This window comes from Nocardioides sp. YIM B13467 (genome assembly GCF_042788075.1).
Lineage (GTDB): Bacteria > Actinomycetota > Actinomycetes > Propionibacteriales > Nocardioidaceae > Nocardioides.
The window spans coordinates 3,622,902-3,637,764 of the sequence record NZ_JBHZPJ010000046.1; the positions used below are offsets into that span (position 1 = coordinate 3,622,902).

Annotated in this window: 8 protein-coding genes and 1 pseudogene; 2 read left to right on the plus strand and 7 right to left on the minus strand. The window is 71.0% G+C overall.

Going from position 1 to position 14,863, the window contains the following annotated elements:
* Window positions 1-10: 10 nt before the first annotated feature.
* The 3 genes and pseudogenes from ACFX43_RS24555 to ACFX43_RS24565 all read right to left on the minus strand — a co-directional run.
* Window positions 11-643, minus strand: coding sequence for a two-component system response regulator (locus tag ACFX43_RS24555; RefSeq protein WP_378816126.1), 633 nt, complete (start codon window positions 641-643; stop codon window positions 11-13).
* Complete coding sequence (locus ACFX43_RS24560) at window positions 640-4,695, minus strand: HAMP domain-containing protein (RefSeq protein ID WP_378841111.1); 4,056 nt, start codon at window positions 4,693-4,695, stop codon at window positions 640-642. The genes ACFX43_RS24555 and ACFX43_RS24560 overlap by 4 nt, the downstream gene beginning before the upstream one ends.
* A gap of 108 nt (window positions 4,696-4,803) precedes the next feature.
* A pseudogene (locus tag ACFX43_RS24565) lies at window positions 4,804-7,509 on the minus strand (DEAD/DEAH box helicase); the annotation flags it as partial.
* A gap of 50 nt (window positions 7,510-7,559) precedes the next feature.
* Here ACFX43_RS24565 and ACFX43_RS24570 point away from each other — a divergent pair.
* Window positions 7,560-8,138, plus strand: coding sequence for an AAA family ATPase (locus tag ACFX43_RS24570; RefSeq protein WP_378836738.1), 579 nt, complete (start codon window positions 7,560-7,562; stop codon window positions 8,136-8,138).
* Between the two features lie 61 nt (window positions 8,139-8,199).
* Window positions 8,200-9,591, plus strand: coding sequence for a PLP-dependent aminotransferase family protein (locus ACFX43_RS24575; RefSeq protein ID WP_378836741.1), 1,392 nt, complete (start codon window positions 8,200-8,202; stop codon window positions 9,589-9,591).
* Here ACFX43_RS24575 and ACFX43_RS24580 read toward each other — a convergent pair.
* From ACFX43_RS24580 to ACFX43_RS24595, 4 genes are all read right to left on the minus strand, one after another.
* Window positions 9,514-10,824: an APC family permease gene (locus ACFX43_RS24580; RefSeq protein WP_378836744.1), complete on the minus strand. Its 1,311-nt coding sequence runs from the start codon at window positions 10,822-10,824 to the stop codon at window positions 9,514-9,516. The genes ACFX43_RS24575 and ACFX43_RS24580 overlap by 78 nt on opposite strands.
* Before the next feature lie 74 nt (window positions 10,825-10,898).
* Window positions 10,899-11,729 carry an SDR family oxidoreductase gene (locus tag ACFX43_RS24585; protein ID WP_378836747.1) on the minus strand — a complete coding sequence of 277 codons (831 nt, stop codon included), beginning with the start codon at window positions 11,727-11,729 and terminating at the stop codon, window positions 10,899-10,901.
* Window positions 11,726-13,276, minus strand: coding sequence for a class I adenylate-forming enzyme family protein (locus ACFX43_RS24590; RefSeq protein ID WP_378836749.1), 1,551 nt, complete (start codon window positions 13,274-13,276; stop codon window positions 11,726-11,728). The genes ACFX43_RS24585 and ACFX43_RS24590 overlap by 4 nt, the downstream gene beginning before the upstream one ends.
* Window positions 13,273-14,862, minus strand: a complete 1,590-nt coding sequence (locus ACFX43_RS24595) for a succinic semialdehyde dehydrogenase (protein WP_378836753.1) — start codon at window positions 14,860-14,862, stop codon at window positions 13,273-13,275. The genes ACFX43_RS24590 and ACFX43_RS24595 overlap by 4 nt, the downstream gene beginning before the upstream one ends.
* Window position 14,863: the final 1 nt, after the last annotated feature.

Below are 14,863 nucleotides of genomic sequence, written 5' to 3' on the forward strand. Positions count from 1 at the left end.
TCTGGTCTGATCACCCCAGTGCGTCGAGCGCCTGCCTGAGATCCTCGAGCCGCTTTCCGAGGCGCCGGCGGGCATCGCCGCCCAGGCCGATGTCGCCGCCCGTGTCGAGCTCGGCCACCGCCTCCTCCACCCCCGCGAGCCGGGAGCGGAGGTCGGTGACCACGTCGACGTCGACCCGGCCGGGCTGGGTGGCTCGCTGGTCCAGGGACCGGCGCAGCAGGTCTGCCTGGGTGCTGAGCTTGCGGCTGGCGTGCCAGAGGTCGACGAAGACCTGCACCTTCGCCCGCAGCAGCCACGGGTCGAACGGTTTGGCGAGGAAGTCGGCGGCGCCGGTCGCGTAGCCGCGATAGGCGAGGTGGGTGTCGAAGTCGTTGGCGGTCAGGAAGATGATCGGCACGTCCTTGGTGCGCTCCCGCGCCTTGATGCGGGTGGCCGTCTCGAAGCCGTCCATCCCCGGCATCTGCGCGTCGAGCAGGATCAGCGCGAAGTCGTCGTGGAGCAGGGCGCGCAGGGCGTCCTCGCCAGACCCCGCGCGGACGAGAGTCTCGTTGAGCGAGCCGAGGATCGCCTCGAGCGCGACCAGATTGGCGGCACGGTCGTCGACCAGCAGGATCTTCGCCGTCGTCCCCTGACGCTCGCTCATGCCAACCACAACCGGAACAGCGAGAGCAGGTCGGCGACGTCGACCGGTTTGGTGATGTACTCCGAGGCACCCGCGGCGAGGCTGTCCTCGCGGTCACCGGTCATCGCCTTCGCGGTCAGCGCGATCATCGGCAGGCTCTTGAACTGCGGGATGTCGCGGATCAGGCGCATCGCGGTCAGGCCGTCCATGCCCGGCATCATGATGTCCATCAGCACCAGGTCGACGCCCGGCTCCCGCTGGAGAGCCTCGATCCCGGCCTCCCCGGACTCCGCGTAGAGGACGTCGATGCCGTGCTGCTCGAGCGCGCTGGTGAGCGCGAAGACGTTGCGTACGTCGTCGTCGACGATCAGGATCCTGCGACCGACGAACTGGCCGTTCGGATCGGCCGGCTCGGGGACGTACGTCCCGGGGGGCTGCACCCCGGGACGGCCCAGCAGCACGCTCACGTCGTCGATCGCCTCCTCGGTGGTTGCCGGCGTCTTGAGGGTCATCGCCTGGGCGTACCTGTCCAGTCGGCTCTGCTGAGCCTTGGTCATCTCGCCGACCCTACTCAGCACGACAGGGATGTTCTTGGTGCGCTTGTGGGTGCGCATCCAGCGGAGCACGTCGAAGCCACCCTCCGTCAGCGGCAGGTCCAGGACCACACAGTCGACCTCGCGGTCTGCGAGGACCGTCTGAGCCTCGTCGGGCGATGTGCCGAAGACCGTCTCGACCTCGTCGACCGAGCCGAACAGGGCCTCCACGACGGCACTGGTGCCGGGGCCGGACTCGTCACCACCGCCGCTGAGAACCAGCAGGACCTGGTCAGCGCCCCGGTCGGCCGCGTCCTGTGGAAGCGGAGCCCGAAGCGATGAGACCTGCTCGCCGATGACAGGTGTCGGGGTCTGGGCGTCGATCGTCCCGGCGCTGATCCTGGGGACGTACAGCGTGAAGGAGCTCCCGTGTCCGGGGTCGCTCTTGACCTGGATCTCGCCGCCGATGAGGTGGGCGACCTCGCGGCTGATCGACAGGCCGAGGCCGGTGCCGCCGAACTTGCGGCTGATCGTGCCGTCGGCCTGCTGGAACGCCTCGAAGATGACCTTCAGCTTCTCCGGCGGGATGCCGATGCCGGTGTCGACCACCGAGAATGCCAGCACGGCATCGGCCTGCTGCAGGCTGGGTGTCGAGAAGCGCTCACCAGAGGCGTTGCGGATCAGCAGCCGGACGCCGCCGCTGTCTGTGAACTTCACCGCGTTGGAGAGCAGGTTGCGCAGGACCTGCTGCAGACGGTGCTGGTCCGAGCGCAGCACCCGGGGTACGTCGGGGTCGACACCGACGATGAAGTCGAGGTCCTTCTCGGCGGTCAGCGGCCGGAAGGTCGCCTCGACGTACTCGACCACCGAGGTCACGGCGACGTCGGTGACGTGGACGTCCATCTTCCCCGCCTCGACCTTGGACAGGTCGAGGATGTCATTGATCAGCTGGAGGAGGTCGGTGCCGGCGCCGTGGATGGTGCGGGAGTACTCCACCTGGCGGGAGTTGAGGTTGCCGTCGACGTTGTCGGAGAGCAGCCGGGCCAGGATGAGCAGCGAGTTGAGCGGCGTACGCAGCTCGTGCGACATGTTGGCCAGGAACTCGGACTTGTAGCGCGACGAGAGGGCGAGCTGCTCGGCGCGCTCCTCCAGGCCACGCCGGGCGTCCTCGATCTCGAGGTTCTTGATCTCGATCGCCTGGTTCTGGTCGGCGAGCTGGCGCGCCTTCTCCTCGAGGGCGGCGTTGGTCTGCTGCAGCTCCACCTGCTGACGTTCGCCCTCGTCCTGCTTGTCCTGCAGCTCAGCGGCGAGGCGCTGCGACTCCACCAGCAGCTCCTCGGTGCGCGAGCTGGCCATGATCGCGTTGAGCGAGACCCCGATCGACTCGGCGAGCTGCTCGAGGAACTGCATGTGGACGGCGCTGAACGGCCGGAAGGAGGCGAGCTCGACGACGCCGATCACCTTCTCCTCGAAGACCACCGGGAGCACCACGATCGAGGTCGGTGCCGCCGATCCGTGTCCCGAGGAGATCCGCAGGAAGGCCGCGGGAACGTCGCGCACGATGATCGGCTGGCGGTCGTAGGCCGCCTGCCCGACCAGGCCCTCGCCGAGGGCGAAGACGTCGGGGACGTCGGGTCCCGGCTGGTAGCCGTAGGAGGCGATCCGGCGCAGGACCTTGGGGCCGCTGTGCTCGGAGGTCTGGTCGGTGAGGAAGATCGAGCCCTGCTGGGCGCCGACCAGCGGGGTGAGCTCGGAGACGATCAGCCGGGCGACCTCGAGCAGGTCCCGGCCGCCCTGCATGTGGCCGGTGAACCGGGCCAGGTTGGTCTTGAGCCAGTCCTGGTCCTCGTTGGCCCTGGTGGTCTCCCGCAGCGAGTCGATCATCTCGTTGAGGTTGTCCTTCAGATCGGCCACCTCGCCCGCGGCCCCGACGGTGATCTGCCGGCTCAGGTCGCCCTGAGTCACCGCCGCGGAGACCTCGGCGATCGCGCGGAGCTGGGTGGTCAGCGTGCTCGCGAGCTGGTTGACGTTCTCCGTCAGTCCGCGCCAGGTGCCGGAGACGTCGGCGACCTCTGCCTGTCCGCCGAGCTGGCCCTCGGTGCCGACCTCGCGGGCCACGCGGGTGACCTCGTCGGCGAAGGAGGAGAGCTGGTCGACCATGGTGTTGACGGTGGACTTGAGCTCGAGGATCTCGCCTCGGGCGTCGACGGTGATCTTCTGGGTCAGGTCGCCTCGGGCCACCGCGGTGGTGACCTGGGCGATGTTGCGGACCTGGGAGGTCAGGTTGGAGGCCATCGAGTTCACCGAGTCGGTGAGGTCCTTCCAGGTGCCGGCCACGCCGCGTACGTGGGCCTGACCGCCCAGCGATCCCTCGGTGCCGACCTCGCGGGCGACACGGGTCACCTCGTCGGCGAAGGTGCGCAGCGTGTCGACCATCGCGTTGAGGGTGCCGGCCAGGGCGGCGACCTCACCGCGGGCCTCGATGGAGATCTTCTGCGACAGGTCGCCCTGCGAGACCGCCTTGGAGACCTGGGCGATGCTGCGGACCTGGTTGGTCAGGTTGGAGGCCATCGAGTTGACCGAGACGGTCAGGTCGCGCCAGGTGCCGGCGACACCGGGCACCTGGGCCTGGCCGCCGAGCGCGCCCTCGGTGCCGACCTCGCGGGCCACACGGGTGACCTCGTCGGCGAACGAGCCGAGCTGGTCGACCATGGTGTTGATGGTCGACTTGAGCTCGAGGATCTCGCCGCGGGCGTCGACGGTGATCTTCTGGGTCAGGTCGCCTCGGGCGACGGCGGTGGTGACCTGGGCGATGTTGCGGACCTGGGAGGTCAGGTTGGAGGCCATCGAGTTGACCGAGTCGGTGAGGTCCTTCCAGGTGCCCGAGACGTCGTGCACGTCGGCCTGGCCGCCGAGCTTGCCTTCGGTGCCGACCTCGCGGGCGACGCGGGTGACCTCGGCGGCGAAGGAGGAGAGCTGGTCGACCATGGTGTTGATGGTCGACTTGAGCTCGAGGATCTCGCCGCGGGCGTCGACGGTGATCTGCCGGCTCAGGTCGCCCCGCGCCACCGCCGTCGTCACCTGGGCGATGTTTCGCACTTGGGCGGTCAGCGTGCCGGCCATGAAGTTCACCGAGTCGGTCAGGTCGCGCCAGGTGCCGGAGACGCCGGGCACCGCGGCCTGGCCACCGAGCTGACCCTCGCCACCGACCTCGCGGGCGACGCGGGTGACCTCGTCGGCGAAGGCGGAGAGCTGGTCGACCATGGTGTTGACGGTGGTCTTGAGCTCGGCGAGCTCGCCGCGTACGTCGACGGTGATCTTCTGGGACAGGTCGCCGCCGGCCACCGCGGTGGTGACCTGGGCGATGTTGCGGACCTGGTTGGTCAGGTTGGTCGCCATCGAGTTGACGGAGTCGGTGAGGTCCTTCCACCGGCCGCCCACACCCGGCACCTCGGCCTGGCCGCCCAGCATGCCCTCGGTGCCGACCTCGCGGGCGACGCGGGTGACCTCGTCGGCGAAGGCGGAGAGCTGGTCGACCATGGTGTTGACGGTGGTCTTGAGCTCGGCGAGCTCGCCGCGTACGNACACATCCGCGTGCGCGGGTGTGGAGAGTTCGTACGTCGGGAGGTGACCGGTTCGATGACCACGCTGCAACAACCNGCGGCCGAGCAGCTCGGCGAGGAGGCCCTGATCGAGGGTGAGGGCGGCGGCGCGGCGCTCGGCGAGGGGCGAGTCGCCCTCGTAGAGGAACTGGGCGACGTATCCGAAGAGGAGTGACTGGGCGTAGGGCGAGGGGGTCGGGGTGGCGACGTCGACGATCGAGATCTCGCGGCGCTCGATGCGCCGCAGGAGGCCGACGAGGGAAGGGAGGTCGTAGACGTCGCGGAGGCACTCGCGTACGGCCTCGAGAATGATCGGGAAGCTCGGGTATTGCGAGGCGACCTCGAGCAGGGCGGCGGAGCGCTGGCGCTGCTGCCACAGCGGCGAGCGGCGGCCGGGGTCGCGGCGGGGCAGGAGCAGGGCCCGCGCCGCGCACTCCCGGAAGCGGCTGGCGAACAGGGCCGACCCGCCGACCTCGGTGGTGACCAGGTCTTCGATCTCGTCGGGCTCGAAGACGATGATCTCGCCGGTCGGCGCCTCGGCATCGGTGTCGGGCAGCCGGATCACGATGCCGTCGTCGCTGTCGATCGCCTGCCCGTCGACGCCGTAGCGCTCCCGGATCCGCGCGTTGATCGCCAGCGCCCACGGTGCGTGGACCGGGCGGCCGTAGGGGGAGTGGACCACCAGCCGCCAGTCGCCCAGCTCGTCGCGGAAGCGCTCGACGACGATGTTGCTGTCGGAGGGGAGGACGTTGGTCGCCTCGGCCTGTTCGTGCAGGTAGGTGACCAGATTGGCGGCGGCGTAGGCATCGAGGCCGTCCTCCTGCGCTCGCGCCTCGGCCTTCTTCGCAGGCAGCGCGGCGAGCTCGCGGGTGTAGGCGCCGACGGCTTCGCCGAGCTCGGCGGGCCGGCCGAGCGAGTCGCCCTTCCAGAACGGCAGGCGTCCGGGGATGCCTGGAGCCGGGGTCACCAGCACCCGGTCGTGGGTGATGTCCTCGATCCGCCAGCTCGTCGCGCCGAGGGCGAAGACGTCGCCGACCCGGGACTCGTAGACCATCTCCTCATCGAGCTCGCCGACGCGCCTTCCGGTGCCTTCGCCGACGAGGTAGACGCCGAAGAGCCCGCGGTCGGGGATGGTGCCACCGCTGGTGACGGCCAGCCGCTGCGCTCCCGGACGCCCGGTCACTGTCCCGGCGACCCGGTCCCACACGATGCGCGGCCGCAGCTCGGCGAACTCCTCGCTCGGATAGCGCCCGGCGAGCAGGTCGAGGGTGGCGTCGTAGGCGGAGCGGGGGAGGGTTGCGTACGACGCCGTCCTCCTGACCAGCGTGAAGAGCTCGTCGACGTCCCAGGTGTCCAGCGCCGTGGCGGCGACGATCTGCTGGGCGAGTACGTCGAGTGGATTGGCCGGGAGGCTCATCGACTCGATCAGGCCCTGCCGCATCCGCTGCACACTGACCGCGGTCTGGGCGAGGTCGCCGCGGTGCTTCGGAAAGAGCACGCCGCGGGACACCTCGCCGACCTGGTGACCGGCTCGTCCGACGCGCTGGAGAGCGGAGGCGACGCTGGGCGGCGACTCGATCTGGACGACGAGGTCGACCGCACCCATGTCGATGCCGAGCTCGAGGCTGGAGGTCGCGACCACCGCCGGCAGCCGGCCGGACTTGAGATCGTCCTCGATCAGGGCGCGCTGCTCCTTCGACACGCTGCCGTGGTGAGCCTTCGCGATCACCTGAGCCGCGCCGTGCGACTGCCCCGACTGCGCCATCACCTGCGCGGGCGGCGGACCGGCCTGGAAGACCCGGTCGGAGGCGATCTCGTTGAGCCGTGCGGTCAGCCGCTCCGCGATCCGGCGCGAGTTGGCGAAGACGATGGTGGAGCGGTGGGCGGTGACCAGGTCGGCGACGTGCTCCTCGACGTGGGGCCAGATCGAGGAGGCCCGCTGCGGATCGTCGTCCTCCTCCTCGCCGTAGGCGCTCGGCGCGGTCATGTCCTCGACCGGAACGACGACGCTGAGGTCCCAGCGCTTCTCGGCGGGTGGCGCGACGATCTCGACGGGCTGGGCGCCGCCGAGGTAGCGCGCGACCTCTTCCAGGGGACGCACGGTCGCGGAGAGCCCGATCCGCTGGGCCGGCTCGTCCAGGAGCGCGTCGAGGCGCTCCAGGGTCAGCGCCAGGTGGGAGCCGCGCTTGGTCGCCGCGACCGCGTGGACCTCGTCGACGATCACCGTCTCCACGCTGCGCAGCGTCTCGCGGGCCTGGCTGGTGAGCATCAGGAAGAGCGACTCGGGCGTGGTGATCAGGATGTCCGGGGGAGTGGTGGTCAGCTTGCGCCGGTCGGCCGCGGTCGTGTCGCCGGACCGCACCCCGACACGCACCTCGGGCGCCTCCACGCCCAGCCGCTCGGCGGTCTGCCGGATCCCGACCAGCGGGCTTCGCAGGTTGCGCTCCACGTCCACACCGAGCGCCTTGAGCGGGGAGATGTAGAGCACCCGGCACCGCTGCTTCTTCTCCGGCACCGGCTCGCTCAGCAGCTTGTCGATCGACCACAGGAACGCACTCAGTGTCTTCCCCGACCCGGTGGGCGCGACCACCAGCGCGTTGCGCCCCGCCCCGATCGCCTCCCAGGCACCGGCCTGAGCCGCGGTCGGGGCAGCGAAGGCAGCCGCGAACCACGTACGTGTCGGGTCGCTGAACCGCGCCAACGACTGGGATGTGTCGCTGAAGCGGAGCCCGAAGCCATGTGGTTGGCTCATGGGGACAAACCTAGTCGCGACCACCGACACTCAGCGGCCACACTGAGCCCATGCATCTCATCAACCTCTTCGGCCCACCGGCGGTCGGCAAGATGAGCGTGGGCCGGGAGATCGCAGCACGCACGCCGTACCGTCTCTTCCACAACCACGCCACGATCGAGCCGCTGCTGGAGGTCTTCGACTGGGAGATGCCGTCATTCGGGGTGCTCAAGGCCGAGTTCCGGCGACGGGTGATCGAGGAGGCGGTGGCCTCCGATCTCCCCGGCCTCATCTTCACCTATGTCTGGGCGCTCGAGCTCCCCGAGGACGCGCAGGCCGTCACCAAGCTGGTTGCTCCCGTGGTCGAGGCGGGAGGGAAGGTCGACTGCGTCGAGCTGTACGCCGACATGCCGACCCGTCTGAGCCGCGAGGGCACCCCCGAGCGGCTGGCCGCGAAGCCGTCCAAGCGCGACACCGAGTGGGCGAGGGCAAACGCCGTGGACTGGAACGAGCGCCATGCGCTCTCGACCGGCCCGGAGATGCCGTTCCCTCTGCACTTCCCGCACACCGTGATCGACAACACCCGCCTGTCCGCGGCTGAGACCGCCGAGGAGATCATCACCCGCCTCGGACTGCCGACCAATCCCTGATGTGCGCCGGCTGTCCTGAAACCCACGCGCGCTCGGCGCCCAGGTGTGGTCCAATCCCGCTGTGGACCTCGCGCTTGACCTGACCGACCGCGCAGTACGATCCGCGTCGCTCTATCAGGCGCTGCGTGACGCGCTCGGCGACGGCAGGTTGAAGGCGGGCGACCGGCTCCCCGCGAGTCGGGCGCTGGCCAAGGACCTCGGCATCTCCCGGAACACGGTCGCCACGGTCTATGAGCGGCTGGTCGCGGAGGGGTTCCTGGAGTCGCGCGTGGGCGCGGGGACGTACGTCGCCGAGACCACGCGGCAGCGAAAGGACCATGCCCCCGGGTCGCTGACCGCGCGCCCGGGCTGGCGCTGGGCGCCACGGCCGACGAGCGCGGAGGCGGCGGTGCCGGCGTACGACCTGCGGGTGGGGATCCCCGATGCCGAGCTCTTCCCGTTCGACACCTGGCGGCGGATCCTCGCGGCCGAGTCGCGGCTGCGCGGCCACAGTCCCGGCACGTACGCCTCGCCCGCCGGTCTGCCGAGGCTGCGCGAGGCACTGGCGCACACGGTCGCCTACCGCCGCGGGGTACGGGCCGACCCGGGGCAGATCGTGGTCACCAGCGGCACCCAGCAGGCGCTCGATCTCATCGCCCGCGTCCTGCTGGAGCCGGGCGACGTCGTCGCCGTCGAGGATCCCGGCTACCCGTCCGCGATCGACCTCTTCGCCTCTCACGGCGCCCGGGTCGTGCCGGTCCCGGTCGACGAGGAAGGGCTGGTCGTCGAGGAGATCCCGGAGCAGGCCCGGCTCGTCTACACGACCCCGAGCCACCAGTTCCCGCTCGGCGTACGCCTCTCCCTCCCACGCCGCCGAGCCCTGCTCGACTTCGCGAACACGCACGACGCGGGCATCGTGGAGGACGACTACGACAGCGAGTTCCGGTTCACCGAGCGGCCCCTCGAGCCGCTGCACGCCCTCGACGACCAGGGCCGGGTGATCTACGTCGGCACCTTCTCCAAGTCGCTGCTGCCGAGCCTGCGCACCGGCTACCTGGTCGCCCCGGGCTCCCTCGTCGACAGCCTCCTGGCCGCCAAGCAGCTCGGCGACGGCTTCGGCCCCGTCCAGCCACAGGCCGCCCTGGCCCGCTTCCTGGAGGAGGGCCTCCTCGCCCGTCACGTGCGCAAGGCGTCCAAGACGTACGCCGAGCGCCGCTCGCTCCTCCTGGAGACCCTCTCCACGTGGCCGGTCGAGGTGCTCCCATCGGCCGCCGGGCTGCACCTGTCCGCCTACGCCGAGCTCCCTGACGACCTGCCCGAGCGTGCCGCGGCCCAGGGGCTGGCGCTGGACACGATCGCCGCTCATCGCCTGCTGCCTGGACGCGACGGGCTCTTCCTAGGCTACGGAGCCGTCCGGACAGACAGCCTCCCGCACGGGCTCCAGCGTCTGGGCGAGCTCGCGGGCTGGACGTGACGACGCTCGTCGGGAGCGGACCAGCGACCACACCAGACCGGCTCCGCCGCAGATCACCGGGCCTAGCAGATGGGCGCCGGTCAGACCCAGCAGCACCAGCGCCGCGACCATCGAGCAGACCGCCGCCCACCACGACCCGGTGCCACGCGGGAGCAGCCGCAGGGCGGCGGCGGCACCCACCACGTACAGCAGGGAGAAGGTCCCCGAGGCCATCAGGAGGAGGGCATCGGTCGAGGCGCCGGCGACCCAGATGACCGCGAGGGAGCCGAGCGCCACGGCACAGATGGCGAGCAGCGAGCGGCGCGGGATGGCGGACTGGCGGTCGGCCAGGAACCGGGGCAGCGCACCCTCGCGGGCCAGCGAGGCTCCCAGCCGGGAGCCCCCGGCGAAGTAGGCGTTGATCGCCCCCACGGTCAGCAGCACCGCCACGACGGCGGTCACCGGTCGCGCGGGCTCCCCGAAGCCCAGGACGAGCAGGTCCGCCAGTGGCGCGGCACCGGACGTGGAGTCGAGCGAGGCGACCGTCGCAAACGCGATCCCGAGGTAGAGCACCGTCACCACCCCGAGCGCCAGGAACGTCGCCCGGCGGATGTCCCGCGCCGGGTCGCGGTAGTCGGCCGAGAGCGAGGACAGGATCTCCCACCCCGCGAACGCCCACACCAGCATCGCCGCCGCGGTGCCGACCGAACCCCATCCGTGCGGCACGAACGGTGTCAGCCGTTCCAGCTCGGCGTGCGGCAGCGCCACCACGACCGCTACCGCGAGCAGCACCGCGATGGCCCCGGCGATCGCCAGCTGCACGCCCCCGGACACCTTGATCCCGAACCAGTTCATCGCGGTGACCAGCACGATGATCGCCGCCGTCGCCGCCAGCGACATGCCTCGGCCCCCGCCGAAGGCGTCGGCGACGTACGCCCCTCCGAACCCAGCCGCGACCGGCGCCCCCACGCCGATCGTCAGGTAGAACGCCCAGCCGACCATCGTCGCGACGTGCTGGTTGAAGGCGAGCCGTGCGTACGTCGCCACCCCGCCGCCGTCGGGATGCCGCGCCCCCAGCGCGGCGAAGGTCGCCGCCAGCGGCACCGAGAGCACGATCAGGGCCAGCCAGGCCACGAGCGAGGCCGGTCCGGCCTCGCTCGCCGCCAGCGCGGGCAGGGAGATGACACCGGTGCCGAGCACCGCACCGAGGGTGAGAGCCGCGCCCTGGGGCACGGAGAGTCCGTCGTTCTTCACACTCCCGACGCTAGTGAGAGCGGGACCCTCCGCGCCCGGCCAATCAGCCCCTCGTCTCCTGGGCCAATCCGCCTCTAACGTACGTTGCGCCGCACCCGCTTCTCGTACGCCGCCCGCGCCGCCGGGTCCACGCCCGCGAGCAGTTGCGACGCGTTGGTGGCACGGTCGACGAAGTCCTGGAACCGGCGCGGCATCGCCTGGGTGATCTTGGTCAGGGCCTGGGTCCAGTTGGGCACCCAGACCTCGGGCCGCGGTTCGCGGATGACCGACTCGATCGCGGCCGCGACGTCCTCGGGAGTGACCGGCTTCATCCCCTTCGCCTGCGGCACCCCGTCGGCGAGCTCGGTCTGCACCACCGCCGGCAGGATGAGCGAGACGTCGACCCCGGAGGGTGCCAGCTCCATCCGCAGCGCCTCCGAGAAGCCGACCACGGCGAACTTCGAGGCCGAGTAGGTCGCCGCGTCCGGCACCGGCACCCGGCCGACCGCCGAGGAGACGTTGACGATGTGGCCCTGGCCCCGCTCGACCATCGCCGGCGCGACCGCCTTGATCCCGTTGATCGGGCCGTGCACGTTGACCTCGAAGATCGCCCGGGTGAGCGCGTCCTCCTCCTTCAGCACCGACCCGAGCGGCATGATCCCGGCGTTGTTGACCAGCACGTCCCACGGCCCCAGGTCCTCGACGGATTCGAGGAACGTACGCCAGGAGGCGGGGTCGGTGACGTCGAGATGTGCGGCCATCACCCGCGACCCGAACTCGGCGGTCACTTCCTCGAGCAGGTCCGGGTCCAGGTCGCCGACGGCGACCGACGCCCCGGCGCGGGCCAGCCGCTCGACCGTGGCGCGGCCGATGCCACGGGCGCCTCCGGTGACGATGACGGCGGTTCCCTCGATCTGGCGTGTCATGACTCTCCTTCGGTCGCGCGGACCAAGCTGCGTACGGCTTTTCTGTCTGTCTTGCCCACGCTGGTGACGGGGACGGCGTCGAGGATGAGCACCTCGCGGGGGTACTTGTGCGGCGCGAGCCGCGTCTTGACGAAGGCGATCAGCTCCTCGGGGGTGGTGCGTGCGCCGGGATGGAGGGCGACGGCCGCGACCACCTCCTCGCCCTTATGAGCGTCCGGGCGCCCGACCACCGCGGCGGCGGTGACCGCCTCGTGGGCGAGGAGCGCGTCCTCGACGTCGCGGGGGAAGACGTTGAAGCCGCCCCGGATGATCAGGTCCTTGATCCGGTCGTCGACGTAGAGGTAGCCGTCGTCGTCGAAGTGGCCGATGTCGCCGGTGTGCAGCCAGCCGTCGACGACAGTGGTGGCGGTCTGCGCCGGGTCGTTCCAGTAGCCCTGCATCACCCCGGGGCCACGCACCCAGATCTCGCCCTCCTCGCCGGTCGGCACCGGCTCACCGGACGGCCCGGCGATGATCACCTCGGCGTGCGCGAGCGGTTTGCCGACGCTGCCGGGCCGCGACTCCTCGATCGTCGAGGCGGCGATGACCGCGCTCGACTCCGTGCAGCCGTAGCCCTCCAGGATGGTCACGCCGAAGGCCTCCTCGGCCTTCTCCCGTAGCGCCGGCAGCAGCGGTGCGCCACCGCTGCCGAAGGAGCGCAGCGAGCTCAGGTCGTAGTCCTGGTAGGGCTGGTCGAGCAGCATCTGCAGCATCGACGGGACCACCGTGCTCGACTCGACCCGGTGCTCCTGGGCGAGCTCGAGCCACCCCTTGGCGTCGAACCAGCGCTGCAGCACCGAGCTCTGCGGACGCGACGAGTGCATGCCGCTGATCACCACGATCAGGCCGTACGCGTGGGAGAGCGGCAGCGGCAGCAGCCACCGTGTCGTGCCCTGGCTCTCCCCGACCCGGTGGAGGGCGTGCCCCGACTCCCACAGCCCGCGGTGGCTGAGCATGACGCCCTTGGCCCGCCCGGTGGTGCCGCCGGTGTAGAGCAGCGCCGCGAGGTCGTCGTCACCGCGGGGGGCGATGTCGATCGGGTCAGCGGTCTCCAGGCTCTCGTACGCCACCGCATCCGTTCCCTCAGGGACGTCCCCGGCCACGACGACGGTGAGATCGAGACCCTCGCCGGCAGCCTGCACCAGCGGAAGCAGCTCGGGCGTGACGATGGCCGCCGCGGCCCCGGAGTCCTCCAGGATGTGTCGCAGCTCTGGCGGGGTCTGCAGGAAGATCACCGGGGTCACCACCGCGCCGAGCCGCCACAGGGCGCGGTAGCTGACGAAGACCTCCGGCGTGTTCATGGTGAGCACCACGACCCGGTCGCCGGGCTCGATCCCGAGCTCGCGCAGGCCGCCGGCGACCCGCGCGGACCGCTCGGCGATCTCCTTGGACGAGTGCCAGGTGCCCTCGAAGAAGACCATCGGGTGATCGCCGTGGCGGGCGTAGGACCCCTCGGCCAGCACCGCCAGGTTGTGCTCGCCGGGCTGCGTCTCGGTCGGCGCGCTCATCGGGCACCCAGCTTCCGCAGCGCCTTGAGCTGCCCGTTGCCGAGCTTCACGAACTTCTCGATCGTCTGGCCCTTGAACGGCCCGATCGGGCCCATTCGGGACGCCGCGACGGTCTGGGCGTCGGTGAACTTCCGGATCCCGTCGGCGCCGTGTCTTCTGCCCAGGCCGCTCGACCCCATGCCGCCCATCCCGGCCTCGATGCTCCCGGCCGCCAGGGCGGCGCCGTCGTTGATGTTCACCGCGCCCGCGCGGATGCGGCGAGCGATCATGTCGGCCTCGCGTACGTTCTTGCTGAACACGCTCGCCGAGAGCCCGGCCTCGCCCTGGTTGGCGATCCGGACGGCCTCCTCGTCGCTGTCGGCGCGATAGAGCGCGACGACCGGGCCGAAGGTCTCACCGAGACACAGGTCCATCTCGGAAGTGACGCCCTCCAGGACGGTCGGGGCGAAGGCGTACGGACCGACCTCGGCGAGCGGCTCGCCACCGGCCAGGACGGTCGCGCCCTTCGCGACCGCGTCGGTGACGTGGGCGGTGATCTTGTCGAGCTGCGCCTGCGAGGCCAGCGACCCGACGTCGGCCGAGTAGTCGAAGGCCTGCCCGACCACCTGGCTCTCCGTCTCGGCGACCAGCGCCTGGCGGAAGGCGTCGTAGACGTCCTCGTGCACCACCACGCGCTCGATGTGGACGCACATCTGGCCGGTGTTGGCGAAGGCCGCCATCACCGTGCCGCGAGCGGCCTGGGCGAGGTCGGCGTCGCGGCGGACGATGAGCGGGTTCTTCCCACCGAGCTCGAGGGAGGCGCCGATCAGCCGGCCCGCGGCCCGCTGGGCCACGATCCGTCCGGTGGCCGTGGAGCCGGTGAAGGCGATGTAGTCGACGTTGTCGATGACCGCCTCACCGGTGGCCGCGCCCGGTCCGGTGACGACCTGCCAGACGTGCTCGGGCAGCCCGGCCTCGGCCATCAGTGCCCGGGCCCACAGCAGCGTCAACGGCGCCTGCGGGTCGGCCTTGCTGATCACGGCCGCCCCGGCGAGAAGCGCCGGGATGGCGTCGCCGACCCCGAGATAGAGCGGGTAGTTCCACGGCGAGATGATCCCGACGACCTTCTTCGGCACCCGCACCTCCTTCACGGAAGTGATGCCGGGGATCGCCCCGCGGACCCGCTTGTCGGCCAGGTACGCCGGACCGCGCCGGGCGTAGTGACGGGCGATCGTGCCGACCTGGAGGATCTCCTGCCAGGCGTGGAAGCGGGCCTTGCCCATCTCCCACTGGATGAGGTCGAGCACCTCGTCCTGACGCTCGACCAGCAGGTCGTGGAAGCGGAGCATGACCTCGGCGCGGTCCGCGAAGGCCAGCGTGGCCCAGTCGGGCTGGGCCGCCCGCGCCGCCGCGGCGGCCTCGGCGACGTCCGCTGCGGTCACCGACGGCACCGGGGCGGTCGGCCGGGCGTCGTACGGCGCGGTCGCGGTCAGCGTGCCGTCACCTCCGGAGACCGCGCAGGCCACCCAGCGGGTCCAGGAGGCGAGCCGTGCCTCGTCGATCCAGCCGGGACGTACGCTCGCGGTCTCCGTTGTCTTCGTGGTCATC

Bases quoted from the DNA above. Each gene is read 5' to 3' on its own strand.
- ACFX43_RS24555 (WP_378816126.1), bottom strand. From the start codon at position 643: ATGAGCGAGCGTCAGGGGACGACGGCGAAGATCCTGCTGGTCGACGAC.
- ACFX43_RS24560 (WP_378841111.1), bottom strand. From the start codon at position 4,695: ATGGTCGACCAGCTCTCCGCCTTCGCCGACGAGGTCACCCGCGTCGCC.
- ACFX43_RS24590 (WP_378836749.1), bottom strand. From the start codon at position 13,276: ATGAGCGCGCCGACCGAGACGCAGCCCGGCGAGCACAACCTGGCGGTG.
- ACFX43_RS24570 (WP_378836738.1), top strand. From the start codon at position 7,560: ATGCATCTCATCAACCTCTTCGGCCCACCGGCGGTCGGCAAGATGAGC.
- ACFX43_RS24585 (WP_378836747.1), bottom strand. From the start codon at position 11,729: ATGACACGCCAGATCGAGGGAACCGCCGTCATCGTCACCGGAGGCGCC.
- ACFX43_RS24595 (WP_378836753.1), bottom strand. From the start codon at position 14,862: ATGACCACGAAGACAACGGAGACCGCGAGCGTACGTCCCGGCTGGATC.